At 63.3% G+C, this 15,396-nt stretch carries 14 protein-coding genes; 10 read left to right on the top strand and 4 right to left on the bottom strand.

Going from position 1 to position 15,396, the window contains the following annotated elements; translation table 11 throughout:
- Positions 1-70: 70 nt before the first annotated feature.
- Positions 71-1,129, bottom strand: coding sequence for a calcium/proton exchanger (cax, locus tag KB449_RS15875; protein WP_282909308.1), 1,059 nt, complete (start codon positions 1,127-1,129; stop codon positions 71-73).
- Positions 1,130-1,281: 152 nt separating this feature from the next.
- Between cax and KB449_RS15870 the strand changes: the two genes are divergently transcribed.
- The gene (locus tag KB449_RS15870) at positions 1,282-1,674 is read left to right on the top strand and encodes an Asp23/Gls24 family envelope stress response protein (protein ID WP_282909307.1); all 393 of its coding nucleotides are present in this window, start codon (positions 1,282-1,284) and stop codon (positions 1,672-1,674) included.
- 47 nt (positions 1,675-1,721) lie between these two features.
- Here the strand turns inward: KB449_RS15870 and ftsW are convergent, their stop codons facing one another.
- Positions 1,722-2,906, bottom strand: a complete 1,185-nt coding sequence (ftsW, locus tag KB449_RS15865) for a putative lipid II flippase FtsW (protein ID WP_282909306.1) — start codon at positions 2,904-2,906, stop codon at positions 1,722-1,724.
- Between the two features lie 16 nt (positions 2,907-2,922).
- Positions 2,923-3,267 carry a YugN family protein gene (locus tag KB449_RS15860; RefSeq protein WP_282909305.1) on the bottom strand — a complete coding sequence of 115 codons (345 nt, stop codon included), beginning with the start codon at positions 3,265-3,267 and terminating at the stop codon, positions 2,923-2,925.
- A 188-nt stretch (positions 3,268-3,455) separates the two neighbouring features.
- Here KB449_RS15860 and KB449_RS15855 point away from each other — a divergent pair, with 188 nt between their 5' ends.
- The 8 genes from KB449_RS15855 to KB449_RS15820 all read left to right on the top strand — a co-directional run bounded on the left by KB449_RS15855 (position 3,456) and on the right by KB449_RS15820 (position 11,955).
- Positions 3,456-4,637, top strand: a complete 1,182-nt coding sequence (locus KB449_RS15855; RefSeq protein WP_282909304.1) for a M20 metallopeptidase family protein — start codon at positions 3,456-3,458, stop codon at positions 4,635-4,637.
- A gap of 217 nt (positions 4,638-4,854) precedes the next feature.
- Complete coding sequence (locus KB449_RS15850; protein ID WP_282909303.1) at positions 4,855-6,624, top strand: DNA repair helicase XPB; 1,770 nt, start codon at positions 4,855-4,857, stop codon at positions 6,622-6,624.
- Positions 6,621-8,507: a hypothetical protein gene (locus KB449_RS15845; protein WP_282909302.1), complete on the top strand. Its 1,887-nt coding sequence runs from the start codon at positions 6,621-6,623 to the stop codon at positions 8,505-8,507. The genes KB449_RS15850 and KB449_RS15845 overlap by 4 nt, the downstream gene beginning before the upstream one ends.
- A 75-nt stretch (positions 8,508-8,582) precedes the next feature.
- Positions 8,583-9,071, top strand: a complete 489-nt coding sequence (locus KB449_RS15840) for a YlbF/YmcA family competence regulator (protein ID WP_282912829.1) — start codon at positions 8,583-8,585, stop codon at positions 9,069-9,071.
- 44 nt (positions 9,072-9,115) lie between these two features.
- Positions 9,116-9,379, top strand: coding sequence for a YlbG family protein (locus KB449_RS15835; RefSeq protein ID WP_217592333.1), 264 nt, complete (start codon positions 9,116-9,118; stop codon positions 9,377-9,379).
- A 218-nt stretch (positions 9,380-9,597) separates the two neighbouring features.
- Positions 9,598-10,035: a hypothetical protein gene (locus tag KB449_RS15830; RefSeq protein ID WP_282909301.1), complete on the top strand. Its 438-nt coding sequence runs from the start codon at positions 9,598-9,600 to the stop codon at positions 10,033-10,035.
- A 124-nt stretch (positions 10,036-10,159) separates the two neighbouring features.
- Positions 10,160-11,059: a LysR family transcriptional regulator gene (locus KB449_RS15825; RefSeq protein ID WP_282909300.1), complete on the top strand. Its 900-nt coding sequence runs from the start codon at positions 10,160-10,162 to the stop codon at positions 11,057-11,059.
- Positions 11,056-11,955, top strand: a complete 900-nt coding sequence (locus KB449_RS15820; RefSeq protein ID WP_282909299.1) for a PHP domain-containing protein — start codon at positions 11,056-11,058, stop codon at positions 11,953-11,955. The genes KB449_RS15825 and KB449_RS15820 overlap by 4 nt, the downstream gene beginning before the upstream one ends.
- Here the strand turns inward: KB449_RS15820 and KB449_RS15815 are convergent.
- On the bottom strand, positions 11,879-12,775 hold the full coding sequence (locus KB449_RS15815) for a helix-turn-helix transcriptional regulator (RefSeq protein WP_282909298.1): 897 nt from the start codon (positions 12,773-12,775) through the stop codon (positions 11,879-11,881). The two genes, KB449_RS15820 and KB449_RS15815, sit on opposite strands and share 77 nt — an antisense overlap.
- 205 nt (positions 12,776-12,980) lie before the next feature.
- Between KB449_RS15815 and KB449_RS15810 the strand changes: the two genes are divergently transcribed.
- The gene (locus KB449_RS15810) at positions 12,981-15,299 is read left to right on the top strand and encodes a glycoside hydrolase family 95 protein (RefSeq protein ID WP_282909297.1); all 2,319 of its coding nucleotides are present in this window, start codon (positions 12,981-12,983) and stop codon (positions 15,297-15,299) included.
- Positions 15,300-15,396: the final 97 nt, after the last annotated feature.

Genomic DNA, 15,396 nt, shown 5'->3' with positions numbered 1-15,396 from the left:
GCAAAAAGACCCTGTCTCTCAGCCTGCAGCCGAGAGACAGGGTCTTTCTTTGGGCGCGCTTAGATTGTGCTTAGATAAAGTAAAACGCGACGCCGAGCATGATATAGACAAGGAGCAGCAGCTTGCCTTCGTACCAGGTCGTGGAGCCGTCGCGCGATACCGAGGTCGTAATCAGCGCCGCCACGGCGATCGCCGCGATCTCGACGGTGGTGAAGATCAGGTCCATCTGCTCCGTGAACAGCAGGCTGACGAAGACGAGGACAGGGGCCACGAACAAGGCGATCTGCAGGCTGCTGCCTACCGCGATCTCGACTGCGGCGCCCATTTTGTTTTTCATGGCGAGCATGATCGCCGCGCTGTGTTCCGCCGCGTTGCCGATGATGGCCACGATGAACGCGCCTACGAACAGCTCGGACATGCCGTAATCGGCGGTGAACGTGTGGAGCGTGCCGACCAGCCATTCGCTGACGAAGGCGACCATGACGGTCGCGACGACCAGGAACAGGATGGAGCGGCCCTTGGACCAAGTAGGCACCTCTCCATGGGCGGCTTGCGTATCCGCATGGTCCTCCAGGAAGCTTTTGTGGGTGATCATCGAATAGATCAGCCAGCCGACGTAGGCAACGATGAGCAGGCCGGAGACGATCTCGCTCATTCGGAACGCGTCGGTGCTGCCGATATGTTCGGTTTTGACGAAGATCGCCGGGACGAACAGCGCGATCACGCCGAGCAGCATCAGCGATGCGTTTTGCCCCGCCAAGTGAACGTTGAACTTTTGCTCCTTGAACTTGAGTCCGCCCGCGAACGCGCTGGCGCCCAGAACAAGCAGCAGGTTGCCGATGATAGAGCCGGTGAGGCTCGCCTTCACCATTTCGAACAGGCCTTCCTTGACGAGGAAGATGGCGATGATGAGCTCCGCCGCGTTGCCGAACGTCGCGTTAAGGAATCCGCCTAGGCGCTGTCCCGCATAATGGGAGACGGCTTCAGTCGACTTGCCGAGAAAGCCGGCTACGAATACGACCGCGATCGCCGACACGACGAACTGGAACACGGTATTCATGTGCGCATAATGCGCGATGGCGCTCAGCACGAAAAAGACGGCCAAGAGCGGGAAAAACAGCTTTTTCAACCTGGAACACCTCGAGTCGGAAAATTATGTATCTAACCGGCATTTCTTAATATATCCAATGCGGCCCTACTTGTACAATACCCAATTGGTTGCGCGCGCTCTCATCTTCCATTACAATGTAGTCAATATCTTAACGGGAGCGTGGTCCGCGGATGAGCGAACAACTGCAGGAAGGCCTCATACGAATCTCCGATGACGTCGTCGCGACGATCGCCGGCCTGGCCGCGCTGGAGACGCCCGGCGTCGCTGCAATGTCCGGCGGCATGTCAGAAGGCTTGGCCAAGCGTCTGAGCGGCAAAAACGCGCAGAAGGGCGTATCCGTCGAAGTCGGCCAGCTCGAGGCCGCCATCGATCTGCGCATCGTCGTGCTGTACGGCAGTCCGATCCAGGAGGTCGGACGACGCCTTCAAGAGAACGTACGTGAAGCCGTCGAGAATATGACCGGACTGCGCGTCGTCGAAGTGAACGTCAAGGTCGAAGGCGTGGCCTTCAAGGACGAAGCCGGCGTCGAACAGGAAGAGGCGCTCACCGTTCGGGTCAAGTGAACGCGGCGCTTACATAATAATGACAACAAAAAAAAGCGCATTGCTGCTCATACGTGCAGCGATGCGCTTTTTTTGCGGGGTTCCGGGCGCTGAACGCCGACCCGGTTGTATTCTCTGGAGATGCTGAGCAGAATGCCCATCCCAATCATCAGCGACAATAGCGAAGAGCCGCCATAGCTGATAAAAGGTAGCGTGACCCCCGTCATCGGAATCGCGTTGCTGACGCCGCCCATATTGATAAGCGCCTGAATACCGATGAGCGATACGAGGCCGACGCCGACGAGCGTGCCGTAAATATCGGGGCAACGCAGAGAGACGATGAGCGCGCGCCAGAGGAACAGCATGTAAAAAATTAAAAAAAGTGTCACGCCGAAAAAGCCGAGCTCTTCCGCGATGACCGAAAAGATGAAGTCGTTATAGGCTTCGGGCAAATAAAACAGCTTCTGCACGCTGTTGCCGAGGCCCGCGCCCCAGAAGCCGCCGTGACCGAACGCCTCGAGCGAACGGAGCAGCTGCAGGCCGTTGCCTTGCGGATCCGAGAACGGATCGCGGTATGCGGTAATCCGCTCCATCCGATAACCGCCGTCGTCTCCGGTGGCGAGGAAGTAGATGCTGAGCACGAGCGCGGCCAAACCGCCGAGGACGACTGCCGACAACAGCACTTGCTTCAGGTTGGCACCGCCCGCGACGATAATGATCGTCGCCGTGAGCAGCAGGATGACGCTCGAGCCGAAGTCGGGCTGCAAAATGATCAAGCCGACGATAAAGCCCACCACGATCATGACGGGAAGCAGTCCCCGCTTGAACTCGCGGAACTTGTCCTGCTTTTTCGTAATGATCGCCGCCAGATACAGGATTACAGCGAGCTTAGCGAGCTCCGTAGGTTGGATGCCTACCCCCGCGAAACGAATCCAGCTGCTCGCGCCGTTGATCGCCGAGAAAAACGGCACCATGATGAGCAGCATGATCGTGAATAGCATAAGGGGCAAAAAGAGCTTCTTGAACTTGGCGTAAGGCACGTTCATGATGACGAGCATCAGGAACGTGCCGAGTCCCGCAAACATGAACTGCCGCTTGGTGAAGTATAGCGCGTCGTTGCCGAACTTCTCCGTCGCCCCCGCCATGCTGGAGCTCGCGCTGAAAACCATGACCAGACCGAAACCGACCAGCGCCAGCGTCAAAATCATCAGCAGAAAGTCGGGTGCGCCCCGCGAGCCTTCGGAGGTCTTCATCTGTCGCTCCGGCAGGTCAAGCGAGCAGCTGTCTGAGCTCGTTCAGGCGCAGGGTAGCGGTGTTGAGGATGGGCTGTGGCACCGGCGACTCGTACTCCAGGCCGTGCGGGAACGTCGCGCGTCCGATATAGACCGCTTCGATCGCCAGAATGGCGTCCGGATTCTCCAGCCGGCCTTCGACGGCGCGCGTGCTGAAGCGCAGGAAGTAGTCGCTGTTCGTGCCTGCGTCGGTCAGCTTCAGATCGTATGTAGCGCGCGTATATTCCCACTGCCAGCGGATGAAGCCCACTTTCTCGGCCGACTCGTCCAGCGTGGCCAGATCGATCTGCGTTCCGTTCAATCCGGTATTTTCAATTAACATCCCAAGTTCCTCCTTTGAAAATTGCGGCAAGGCTTCTTTCCACCCTCCATCATAGACGGTTTGGACACCTTCTGCAAGCGTTCTTCCGCCCTCGCGCAAGCGTCGGATCGGGCCGGCGCCGTGTCGGATCGGACGGCAATCTGTTACAATAAGAAACAATATAGAGACACGGAGAGGAGACGGACGCTGTGAGCATCGATGAACAACAATTGCAGTCGCTGCATGGGCAAGCCGTCGAATGGCGCAGGCACTTGCACAAGCATCCCGAGCTGTCGTTCAAGGAAACGAATACCACGGCGATGATCGCCGATCTGCTGGCATCCTGGGGACTCGATGTCAGGCGCGGAGTGGCCGGTACCGGCGTCGTCGCGAAGCTGTCAGGGGCGCTGCCGGGCAGAACCGTCGCCCTGCGCGCCGATATCGACGCACTGCCGATCCAGGACGCCAAGGATGTCGCGTATGCGTCTACAGTACCCGGCGTCATGCATGCCTGCGGACATGACGGACATACGGCGCAGCTGCTGGCGGCAGCCAAGTATTATGCGGACAACCGGGAGAAGACGGCAGGGACGCGCGTTTTCTTGTTCCAGCCGGCCGAGGAGGTGCTTCCCGGCGGCGCGGTCGGCATGATCGCGGACGGCGCGCTGGACGGGGTGGACGTCATATACGGCATCCATCTGTGGACGCCGCTGCCCGTCGGCACGATCGCGACCCGTCCGGGTCCGCTCATGGCGGAGCCCGACGAGTTCGAGATCGAGATCCGCGGTCGCGGCGGCCATGGCGGGCTGCCGCATGAGGCGAGGGATGCGCTGGTTGCGGGCGCCCACCTGGTCGTGGCGCTGCAGACCGTCGTCTCGCGCAGCGTCGATCCGCTCGAGGCCGCGGTGCTGTCGATCGGGCAGATTCGCGCCGGCACGGCCCGCAACGTGATCGCGGACAATTGCAAGCTGAGCGGTACCGTGCGCAGCTTCGATCCGCGCGTGCGCGAGCTGGTGCGCAGCCGCATGGACGACATTATCCGTCACGCCTGCGGGCAGCACGGGGTCGATTATACGTTCGAATTTTACGAAGGCTACCCGCCGGTCGTCAACGATCCGCGGGAGGCGGCGCGCGTCCTGCGCGTCGCCGCGGAGGTTCACGAAGAAGGCGAGGTTCGCGAGTGCGAACGGATTATGGCCGGCGAGGATTTTTCCTATTATTTGCAGGAGAGACCGGGCTGCTTCTTCTTCGTCGGCGCAGGCCGGACCGACGGATCATCCGCGCCGCACCACCATCCGGGCTTCGATATCGACGAGCGCGCGCTGCGGCATGCGATCAAGCTGCTGATCGCAGTGGCGGACGATGCGGCGGCGGATGTGCCGCAGTCGTAATGTTTGGGACGAACGATATCCTTGCTAGGCGGACGCCAGGAAGGCGGGGCCGTTCATTTCCGAGGTGTTGGAACGGACAAACAGGCTGCTCTTTTCGCCATATGTGCGAAGGGGGCTGCTTGTTTTTTTGCTGCCTGGAAGGGCGGTCCGGGGAGACGCGCTGCTTATAAACGCCGGGTTCGGGGCATCCTTGGTATAAAAAGGAGGCGACCGCCCTATGACGCTGTCACGAACGACCGCCGCGCCGATCATCGCGCAATCGGACGGCACGCTGCTGCTGGATGAGCGGCTGCCCGGCTTCGGCGAAGCGCAGGCGCTGCTTCGCGCGATCGCGGAGCTTCAGAAGCGCCCCGGGCATTTGCACACTTACCGCATCACGCCCGTCACCGTGTGGAACGCGGCGGCTTCCGGCTGGACGGCCGCGCGCGCCTTGGGCAGCCTGCGCGTCCTGTCCAGATACGGCGTGCCGGCCGCGCTGGAGCGCGATCTCGCGGCGCAGTTCGCCAGATACGGGCAGCTGAGGCTCGGCTTGCACGAGGGGGAGCTTCGCCTGCGCGCGAAGGATCCCGCGCTGCTCGCGGCCGTCGCTTCGCTGAAGGCAGTGTCCGGTTGGCTGCGTCTATCCGCGGACGGCGGCTACGCGGTCGTCCGCGCCGATGCCAGAGGCTGGCTCAAGCGCGAGCTGGCGCTGGCCGGGTACCCGGTCATCGACGATGCGGGCTACCGAAGCGGCGAGCCGCTGCCTTTGGCGCTGTGCCACAGCGGAGCGGCGCCCGCATTGCGCGACTACCAGCAAGCCGCCGTCGATGCGCTGCTCGGCAGGGCGGCGTCAACGGCTTCCGCGGCGGAAACTTCCTCGGATGCCGGCGTTGATGTCGCCCGGTCCGTCTCCGGCGGAAGCGGCGTCGTCGTACTGCCCTGCGGCGCCGGCAAGACGTGGGTGGGCATCGGCGCGGTCGCGCGACTTGCCTGCGAGACGCTGATTTTGACGCCGAACACAGTGTCGGTCACCCAGTGGATTCGCGAGCTGCGACGCGCGACGACGCTCGGCGACGAACAGATCGGGGCTTATACGGGGGAGCGCAAGGAGGTGCGTCCTGTGACGGTCGCCACTTACCAGGTGCTGACCAGCCGCGGCGGCGAAGGCGGCGGCAATGCCCATTGGCGGTTGTTCCAGGACCGCAACTGGGGCCTTATCATTTACGACGAGGTGCACCTGCTGCCGGCGCCCGTCTTCCGCCTGACCGCCGAGCTGCAGGCGACGCGCCGGCTCGGTCTGACCGCGACGCTCGTGCGCGAGGACGGCCGCGAGAAAGACGTGTTCGCGCTCGTCGGGCCGAAGGCGTACGAGGCGCCGTGGAAAAGCCTGGAGGAGGCTGGCTGGATCGCCGAAGCCTCCTGCAGCGAGGTGCGCGTGCCGCTCGATGCCGAATGCGCCGGGCGGTACGCGGTCGCCACCGCGCGCGCGCGCAGCCGGATCGCGGGCGAAAATCCGCGCAAGGCCGAGGTCGTCCGCGCGCTGCTGGCTCGCCACGAGGGCGAGCAGGCGCTCGTGATCGGGCAATATCTCGATCAGCTCCGCAGCATGTCGCGGGAGCTGGGGCTGCCGCTCGTGACGGGCGACATGCCGCACCGGGAACGGCAGGACTTGTTCGACCGCTTCAACCGGGGGGAGCTGCGCGCGCTGGCGCTGTCGAAGGTGGCGAACTTCGCGGTCGACCTGCCGGATGCCGCCGTCGCGGTCCAAATCTCCGGCAGCTTCGGGTCGCGGCAGGAGGAGGCGCAGCGCCTCGGGCGCATCCTGCGGCCCAAGAAAAACGGGGAAGCTGCCTTTTTTTATTCGCTCGTCAGCGAGCATACGGACGAGGTCGAATACGCGCGCCGCAGGCAGCAGTTTCTGATCCAGCAGGGCTACCGCTACGAGGTGGGGCGCTGGGCGGGCGCCGAGGGCGCGGCGGAGGCGCCAGTCAAGGAAGGCTTACGATGAATACGCGGGAAATCGTCGACGAGCTGCCCGAAGCCGCCTTAGGCTGGCTGCGTGAAGGTCCCTGGACGGCCGGAAGGCTTGCGGAGGGGAGGAGCTTGCAAGAGGTGCTGGCGGATCCGCGTCGTTCGGCCGAGTGGGCCGAGGCGGCGCCGCCGGTTGCGCGGGACACGCTTGCGCTGATCGTCAAGCGCTTCGGCCCGGCGCCGTTCCCGGAGGAGAAGCTCGCGCAAGAAGGCGGCAAGCCGCCGTTCGGCTGGACGGGAGCCGAGCTGCGGCTCGCCGTCCAGCTGCTCCGTCGCGACGGCATCGTTTTCGCGATGGACCGGCCGTGGGGAGACCGGCTGCTGCTTCTGCCCGCGGATACGTGCGCGGTGTGGCGCAGGCTGCTGCTCCCGCTGCGAATCGAGCCGCTGCCCGAGGAGATCTGGATGGACGGCTGCGATGCGGCCGCCTCGCCGCTGTCCCACGAGCTGATCGCCGGGTGGTCGGCGATCCGACGCTTTGGCCTGCCGCTCACGGCCAAGGGCGCGCCGCGCAAGCAGGAGGCCGCCAAAGTGGCTTCCGCCATGCGACTTGCGCCGGACGACATCCCGCCGCAGGTCGTACCGCCGTCTTGGGAGGCGCTGCCCCCAGCGGTCGTGCTGGCGCTCCGTTTGGGCAGCGCGATCGGAATGCTACAGCGGCGCGGTCAGTCGATCGCGGCGGAGCCGGACGAGGCCGCAAAGGACTGGCTCGCGCTGCCCGCCGCCGAAGGGGAGCTTCGCCTCCTCGAGCGCGCCGCAGACTGCCTGCTCCCGGCGGAGCGGCCGGGCGCCTGGCTTGCTGCAGAAGCGCTGCGCGATCTGTTGCCGATGCGCTGGTATCTGGCTGCGGATATCGCGAAGGCGCTGCCGACGGAAGAGGCCGCCTCGGCTGCGGAGGCCTGGATCCGGTTCCTGCGGGCAGCGGGCTGGATGGAGACCGGAAGCGGAACGGAGGGGGCGGCTTTACGATGGATCATCGAGACGGACCCCGCACGGCTGCATGAGACGCAGGAAGGCAGCGGGGGCTACGATACTTATGAGCTCATGCCGGACCTTGAGGCGATCGTGCCCCCAGAGGTGCCGCCCGCCTCCCGCTGGGAGCTCGAGCTGCTGGCGCGCCGCCTGTCCGAGGACGTGGTCGCCGTCTACCGGATCGATGCGGACGCTTGCCGCCGCGCGCAGACGGGAGGGATAAGCCTCGAGCAGGCGCGGTCCGCGCTGGAACGCGGCTCGGGCGCGCCGCTTCCCGGCGCCGTGGACGTCGCGCTGCGCGATTGGTTCGAGGCAGCGCTGGCGGTACAGGCGCAGCCGGCGTCGCTCCCCGAAGCTGCGCCGCCATCGGAAAAGCCGCAGCCCCAGTCGGTCGGCAGGCCGGATGCCGGCGTTGCAAAGGAACGCGACAAGCGCTTCGGCGAGCGGCCGGACAACGATATCTTCGGGGAGGGGGGGGCGGCGGATCGTGCGATCGTAGCCGAGCCAGCCCGCGTCTGGGACGCGAGGCCGCCGACGCTCTCAAACAGGCTCTACCCAGGCGCGGAAGGCGTCCCTCCCGGCTGGCTGCGGCAGCCGGCCGCCTATCACGTCTCTACGCGCAAAGAGCTCGTAGAGCGGGCGATCGGCTGGCGAGCCGGACTGCGGTTAAGCAAGGGTAGCGCATGGATCGATTTCTCGCCCGAGCGCGTCGAGCTTTGCGGGCAAGGCGGCTGGCGCGTCTGGGGCAGGCCGTTCGTCCGGACGGCCGGCAGCGGCAAGCCTGCGCTCGCCGACAGTCCGATCGTTATCGAAGCCGGGGAGATCGGTCCGCTCATGGTATCGCTGCCCGATCCGCAGCGCGCAGACGGCGCCCGCCCGATCACTTGACCCCCCGATAGCAATATGTGATATGATAGACCATGTATCCCAAGCGCATAAGGGGCAGGTGGTTAAGTCTTGACCATGGTAAAATCCCTCCCTGCGGCGGAGGCGTCCGTCGGCTATTCGCCGGATCCCGCGGCCGACCTTACGGCGATCGCGGCACGCGCCTTCGAGCTGGGAGATCTGATAAAGCACTCCGCGTTGACGGAGGATTACGTATACTGGAAGCGCTCCGTGGAGCGCAGCGGCGAAGCGCAGCTTCGCATTCGCGAGTTTCTCAAGGCCAAGGACAAGTTCAGCGAGTGCGAGCGGTTCGGTCATTTTCACCCGGATTACCACGAGGCGCTGGACCAAGTCTACGCGGCCGAGGCGAAGCTCGAAGAGATCGAGGAGGTCCGCCGCTTCAAGGAAGCGGAGCGCGCGGTCGACCTGCTGCTTCACGAAGTGTCGCTGCTGATCGCGCATTCGGTGTCCGAGACGATCAAGGTGCCGGATAACGATCCGAACCCCAAGGCATCGGGCTGCGGGAGCGGCGGCAGCTGCTCCTGCGGCAGCGGGGGCTGCGGATAATATCGAACGCCGGCTTCGGCCGGCCTGCAGAACGGAGGAGCGTCATGTTCGCCGAACGGATCGGCTACATCGTATGGTTCAGCGACTGGAAGGCGGCGCGCGCGCTGGACAAGTACGGTAGCCTGCATTATATGTCTCGCAAGATGAATTACGCCGTCCTCTATATGGACGCGGATACCTCGGAGGACACGGTGCGCAACCTTCAGCGGCTGCCCTACGTCCGCAAGATCGAGCGCTCCTACCGGGGCGAGATCAAGACCGAGTACGAGAGCAACGTGCCGGACAAGACCCGGTTTTACGGGCTCTGAGCGAGTCACAAGCGATTGGAGCGCCGCGCCGGCGACCGGGCGGCGCTCTTTTTTTATAGACCGGGCGTGACCGAATTATTAAAAAAATGTAAAGTATGGAATCTATTTTTTTTAATGTTGAATGTACGGGAATAATTGCGATAGAATGTATATATATGCCTAACATCTCAAACCCTTAATAGGCCTTTTGGCTCATGCGAGCGAGGGAGGGAAGTCCCGTGAAAGACAAGCAAACGGAGCGTTGGAGCACGTACGAGCCTTTTTTCGTTGAGCTTGGGGATAAAAAAGTCGCGGACATCATCATTACGAATCATGCTCGCGTTCGCTGGACCGACCGCGTCGAATCCGAAAAGACGGGCTTTTCCGATATCGCCGAGTTTTTATGGCAGTGTCTGAAAGAGGGACGCGTCGTATCCTACTATCGCAACGAAGAGGACGTCTACACGATCGACGACGACCTCGTTTTCGTGGCGGAGTTCTCCGTCTCCGAGAAGGAAGTCGACCTGATCGGCAATCCGCTCCACAAGATGATCGTCGTTACCTTTCTCGGCAGAATGTCGGAGACGATGGAGCTGCGGGACTTAAAGACGTACTATTCCTGGCTGCGTCATTCGCGTCGCATGACGCTGATCAAGAACAACCGTAAACGCCGCTAAACCTATTCTTATTAAGGCATGCCGTGAGGCATGCTTTTTTTTGCGTTTTCGACGCGACGAAGATCGCCGCGGCCGATTATGATATAATGCATTCAAATGTTCGGAAGGCGGGAATTTTACAATTATGGCGTTGAACGTGCATCAGCTCCACACCTTTTACGCAGTGGCGGAAAGGGGAAGCTTCTCCGCCGCCGCCCAGACGCTGCATATGACGCAGCCTGCGGTGACGATGCAGATTCAGGCGCTCGAGGAGCGGTTCGGAGCCAAGCTGTTTCACCGATCGGCCAAAAAGCTGGAGCTGACCGATGCCGGCCGCGCCCTGCTGCCCCAAGCGCGCAAGGCCATGGAGCTGATGCGGGAGACGGACGCGGTCATGGCCGCGCACGCCGAGCAGCTCAAGGGCAGGCTCAAGTTCGCCGCAAGCCTGACGATCGGCGAATACGTGCTGCCGCGGCTGCTCGCGCCTTTTCTGAGACGATATCCCGAACTGTCGCTGAGCATGCGCATCATCAACACGGCGGAGATTATCGAGGAGATCGAGAACCACGGCCTCGCCTTCGGGCTGGTCGAAGGGCGCGCGGAAGGGCCCGGGCTGATTGCCGAGCCGGTCATGAACGACGAGCTAGTGCTTGTCGTGCCGGCGGGGCACGCGTTCGCTTCGCGCAGCGAGGTCGAGCTGGAGGAGGTGCTGAAGGAGCCGATGGTGCTGCGGGAGACAGGTTCCGGAACGCGCCAGGTGATGGAGGAGGAGCTCCTCCGCCACGGCGCGCACCCTTCCGATCTGCGGGTCGTGAGCGACTTCGGGAGCACCGGCGCCGTGAAGTCGGCCGTCGAGGCAGGATTGGGACTGTCCTTCGTGTCGGTATGGACGATCCGGCACGAAGCCGCGCTCTCGCTGCTCGCGCCGGTGAAGATTCGCGGCGTTTCGTTTCGCCGGCAGTTTTATGCGGTTCGCCAGCAATCGTCGGACCTGCCGATCGCAGGCGCTTCGCTGCTAGAATATTTAAGGGGGATACAAGCTTGAAGAGAGCGGACATGCATACGCACACGACCGCTTCCGACGGTCTTCACAAGCCGTCCGAAAACGTCCGCATGGCGGCGGAGGCGGGCCTCTCCGCCATCGGCATTACCGATCACGATACGGTAGCCGGTCTCGACGAGGCCAGGCAAGCGGCGGAGGAATACGGCATTGAGGTCGTGCCCGGGGTCGAGATCAGCACCGCGCAGAACGGCCAGGATATTCACATTTTGGGCTACTATGCGGACGACCGGGATCCGGTATTCCTGGCCCGGCTCGCTTCCCAGCGCCGCGTGCGCGATTCGCGCAACGAGCTGATCGTGGCGAAGCTCAACGAGCTGGGCGTGCGTCTTTCCTGGGAGACGGTGCTCGACGCGGCGGGCCGGGACAGAGGGCCCGACGAGACGGTCGGCCGGCCGCACATCGCCGAAGCGCTCGTCCGGATCGGAGCGGTAAGTTCGCTGCAGGAGGCGTTCGACCGCTATCTGGCCGAGGGCAAGCCGGCTTATGTCCTGCCGCCGCGGATCGCGCCGGCCGAAGCGATCGCCTGGATTCACGAGGCGGGCGGCGCCGCCGTCGTCGCCCATCCCGGGCTGTACGGCGCGGACGAAGCCGTGGAAGCACTGCTGCGGGAAGGCATCGCGGACGGCGTGGAGGCTTACCACTCGGACCATTCGGACGAAGACGAGCGGCGCTACGCGGCGATGGCGCAGCGGTACGGCATCATCGCGACGGGCGGATCGGACTTTCACGGCGAACGCAAGGGACGGGTGTATCACGGTCCGATCGGCTGGCGCTCGGCGGATGCGGACGTCGTTCGCGATCTTAGAGAACGGGCGAAGGATCGGCGGGCGGCACGCCTGTCGGGCTTGCCGGACGGCGGCGGTACTGCATCGGACTGACGCCGTAATAGGCGCCAAAGTGGCGCGTAAACGGATGGATCGACGGATAGCCAAGCTTGTCCGCGACTGCGGTGATCGTGAGGTCGCTCTCCCGCAGCAGAATCGCCGCTCTCCGCATCCGCAGACGATGCTGATAGGCTTTGGGCGTGAACCCCGTTTCCCGAAGGAACAGCTCGTGAAAATAGGTGCGGCTTAGTCCGCACATCTCCCACCATTCGCCGACGCTCTCGCGCCTCCCTGGATCCCTTTCGAGACGCTCCAGCAGCTTCACGATCCGGTAATCGCTCGGCCGCCGCGTATGGCGAGCATTGTACCAATTCAGCATCCACGCGTACATCATGCTGTTCAGAATCTCGCTGCGATAGTAGCGGGATTGTTCGTATACCCGGACAATCCGCAGCAGCTCCTCGTAGAGCTGCGGGTCGTCCTGGAGCGACGACACGCAAGGAAGGGACTCCAACTCGGCGCACGGGCAAGCGACGGAGACGGCGTCAAGCCGGAAGGGCTCGGGCGCGTAAATAAAAATCCGGTTCAGCGACACCGGGGCCCCGGTGTCCCATAAATCGAAATACAAATTGAATGAGGAAAGCGGCCGCTCCGGCGAGATATGAAACGCGTGGGGCTGGCCGGGCCGCAAAAAGACGAGCGCTCGCTTGTCGAGCGGATGCCTGACGCCTTCGACCTCCATCTCCCCGCCGCCCTCCGGGAACAGATGCATCGCATACACGCTGCATACGCGAAGCCCTTCATTTGCGCTGCCGTCGTAGACATAAGGCATCAGATCGCCCAGGTATGGCGTCATTTCGGACAGCTTTTTCATATCGGAGCCTCCCAGTAAAATAAAAAATGACCGGATGAATCGTCAAATTGGTGGATGCGCTAACAAATACGAAACGCTCTTCTCATGGTACGATATCGGTGACGATATGAAAAGCATTGGCGTCCGTATGCGGACGATCGAACAAATGAAATCGCAATGCGGCCCCATGGGCCGAAGCGATAGAAACGCGAAGGGTGAACGGACGATGAGCGATACGAAACTATGGTACGACAAGGGCGCCGACGGCTGGAAGCAGGGGCTTCCTCTCGGGAACGGGAAAATGGGCGCCGTCATATATGGGGACGCGGCGCGCGAGGTTTGGAGCCTGACCGAAGCGACTTATTGGTCGGGCAAGCCAGAGGAGACGCCTTTTGCGCCGCGCAATAAGGCTGACCTTGAAGCGCTCAGAAATGTTTTCTGGAGCGGGGATTATGCCGCCGGCGAGGACCGGGCCGCAGCGCTGCTGCAATCGGAAAAAGGGAACTTCGGCACGAATATGCCGATGTGCGATCTGATTCTGACGTTCACGGACGCCATCGGCGGGGGAGTAACGCGGGAGCTCGATCTGGAGACCGCCCTTTACGGGTTCGCATGCGAGGATCAAGCGGGCATCCGCCGCGAAGCGCTGGCAAGCCATGCGGACGGCGTAATCGCCGGCAGGTTGACAAGCGTCCGATCGGGAGGCGTATCCTTCGCGCTGGCGCTCGAGGGCCGGACGGAGCGCTTCGCTTCTACGACGGATGTGGCTGCGGGCATTCTCGCCTTCGCCGGCCGGGCGACGGAGACGATGCACAGCGACGGCCAATGCGGCGTGCGGGCCGAGGGACGGGTCCAGGTCGTCGCGCGCGGCGGGCAAATAACGGCCGTGGGCGGAAGGCTGGTCGTCGAGGAAGCGGACGAAGCGTGGATTTTTGTCGCCGCCAGCACGGATTACGACAGGGTAGGCGAAGATTGGCGCACCGAAGGCGCGGCGTCCGTCGAGCGGGCGATTGCCAAGGGATACGACAAGGTGCGCGAGGATCATATCTCCGATTACCGCAGGCTGTTCGGCCGCGTAGAAGTTTCTCTCGGCGACAGGCGCGAAGCGATGCGGCTGCCGACCGGCGAGCGGATGAGCCGTTTGCGCGAGGGGGCCGCAGACCCCGGCCTTTTCGCCCTGTTTTTCCAATACGGACGTTACCTGACGATCGCCGGCTCGCGCGAGGATTCGGCGCTGCCGCTTCACCTTCAGGGTATCTGGAACGACGGCGAGGCCAACCGCATGGCTTGGAGCTGCGATTATCATCTTGATATCAATACGGAGATGAATTACTTCCCGACCGAAGCGGCCAACCTGGCCGAGTGTCACCTGCCGCTCCTGCGTTACGTGGAGCGTCTGGCCGATGCTGGACGGCGTACCGCACGCGACTTTTACGCCGCGCCGGGATGGGTCGCGCACGTGTTCTCCAACGCCTGGGGCTTTACCGCGCCCGGCTGGCATTATTCATGGGGGCTGAACGTGACCGGCGGCCTCTGGCTGGCCGAGCAGCTGCGCGTCCATTACGAATACGGGCTCGACGACGACTTCCTGCGGCGAAGCGCGTATCCGGTGCTGAAGGAGGCGGCGCTATTTTTCCTGGATTATATGAGCGTCCACCCGGAGAAGGGGTGGCTCGTGACCGGGCCTTCCAATTCGCCGGAGAACAGTTTCTTCGTCGGGGACGGCCGGGAACGCAGCTATGCACTGTCCATGGGCGCCACGCTCGATCAGGTGCTCGTGCGCGACCTGTTCGCGTTCTGCCTGTCCTCCGCCGATCGGCTGGGTACGGACGAAGACCTTCAAGTCCGGCTTCGCGAGGCACTGAGCCTGCTGCCGCCGCTGCAGATCGGCGCGGGCGGCCAGCTGCAGGAATGGCTCGAGGACTACGGCGAGGCGCAGCCGGACCACAGGCACGTTTCGCACCTGCATGCGCTTTTCCCGGGCGCCCAGGTGACTCCCCACGATACGCCGGAGCTGGCGGAGGCGGCGAAGCGTACGCTTGCGAACCGAATGGACGCGGCCGATCTCGAGGACGTAGAGTTCACGCTCGCGCTGTTCGCCGGGGGCTTCGCTAGACTCGGCGAAGGAGAACTGGCGCTGCGCCAGCTGTCCTATCTGATCGGGCGGCTATGCTTCGACAATCTGCTGACCTACTCCAAAGCCGGCATCGCAGGCGCGGAGAGCAATATCTTCGTGGCCGACGGCAACTTCGGCGGGGCGGCCGCCTTCGCGGAGATGCTGATGCAGAGTCACGGGGGGGCCATCCATCTGCTGCCCGCGCTCCCGGCGAGCTGGCATACCGGAAGCATCCGGGGGCTCCGGGCCAGAGGCAATGCGGAGGTCGATCTCGTCTGGTCGGACGGCGCGCTGACGAGCGCGACGATCCGGGCCGGCTCTGCGCTGCAGGCGGCGCTGCGATACGGGGGCCGGGAGATCCGTTTGAACCTGCGGGCCGGCGAAACCGTCGTCTTGGATGCCGGGCTTCTCGCATCGACGGCGCACTGAACCGAATCATAGTACGCAAGGCTGCGACAACTACGGGGCTGCTTCATTCGGCGGACCGGTAGTTGTCTTTCGTGTATAATGGTGCTACTAGAAAAAG

The organism is Cohnella hashimotonis (assembly GCF_030014955.1).
Lineage (GTDB): Bacteria > Bacillota > Bacilli > Paenibacillales > Paenibacillaceae > Cohnella > Cohnella hashimotonis.
This window is presented reverse-complemented; position numbering and strand designations above follow the sequence as displayed.

Coding starts and splice junctions, on each gene's coding strand:
- KB449_RS15810 (WP_282909297.1), top strand. CDS start 12,981: ATGAGCGATACGAAACTATGGTACGACAAGGGCGCCGACGGCTGGAAG.
- KB449_RS15845 (WP_282909302.1), top strand. CDS start 6,621: ATGAATACGCGGGAAATCGTCGACGAGCTGCCCGAAGCCGCCTTAGGC.
- KB449_RS15870 (WP_282909307.1), top strand. CDS start 1,282: ATGAGCGAACAACTGCAGGAAGGCCTCATACGAATCTCCGATGACGTC.
- KB449_RS15835 (WP_217592333.1), top strand. CDS start 9,116: ATGTTCGCCGAACGGATCGGCTACATCGTATGGTTCAGCGACTGGAAG.
- KB449_RS15825 (WP_282909300.1), top strand. CDS start 10,160: ATGGCGTTGAACGTGCATCAGCTCCACACCTTTTACGCAGTGGCGGAA.
- KB449_RS15840 (WP_282912829.1), top strand. CDS start 8,583: ATGGTAAAATCCCTCCCTGCGGCGGAGGCGTCCGTCGGCTATTCGCCG.
- KB449_RS15850 (WP_282909303.1), top strand. CDS start 4,855: ATGACGCTGTCACGAACGACCGCCGCGCCGATCATCGCGCAATCGGAC.
- KB449_RS15815 (WP_282909298.1), bottom strand. CDS start 12,775: ATGAAAAAGCTGTCCGAAATGACGCCATACCTGGGCGATCTGATGCCT.
- KB449_RS15860 (WP_282909305.1), bottom strand. CDS start 3,267: ATGTTAATTGAAAATACCGGATTGAACGGAACGCAGATCGATCTGGCC.
- ftsW (WP_282909306.1), bottom strand. CDS start 2,906: ATGAAGACCTCCGAAGGCTCGCGGGGCGCACCCGACTTTCTGCTGATG.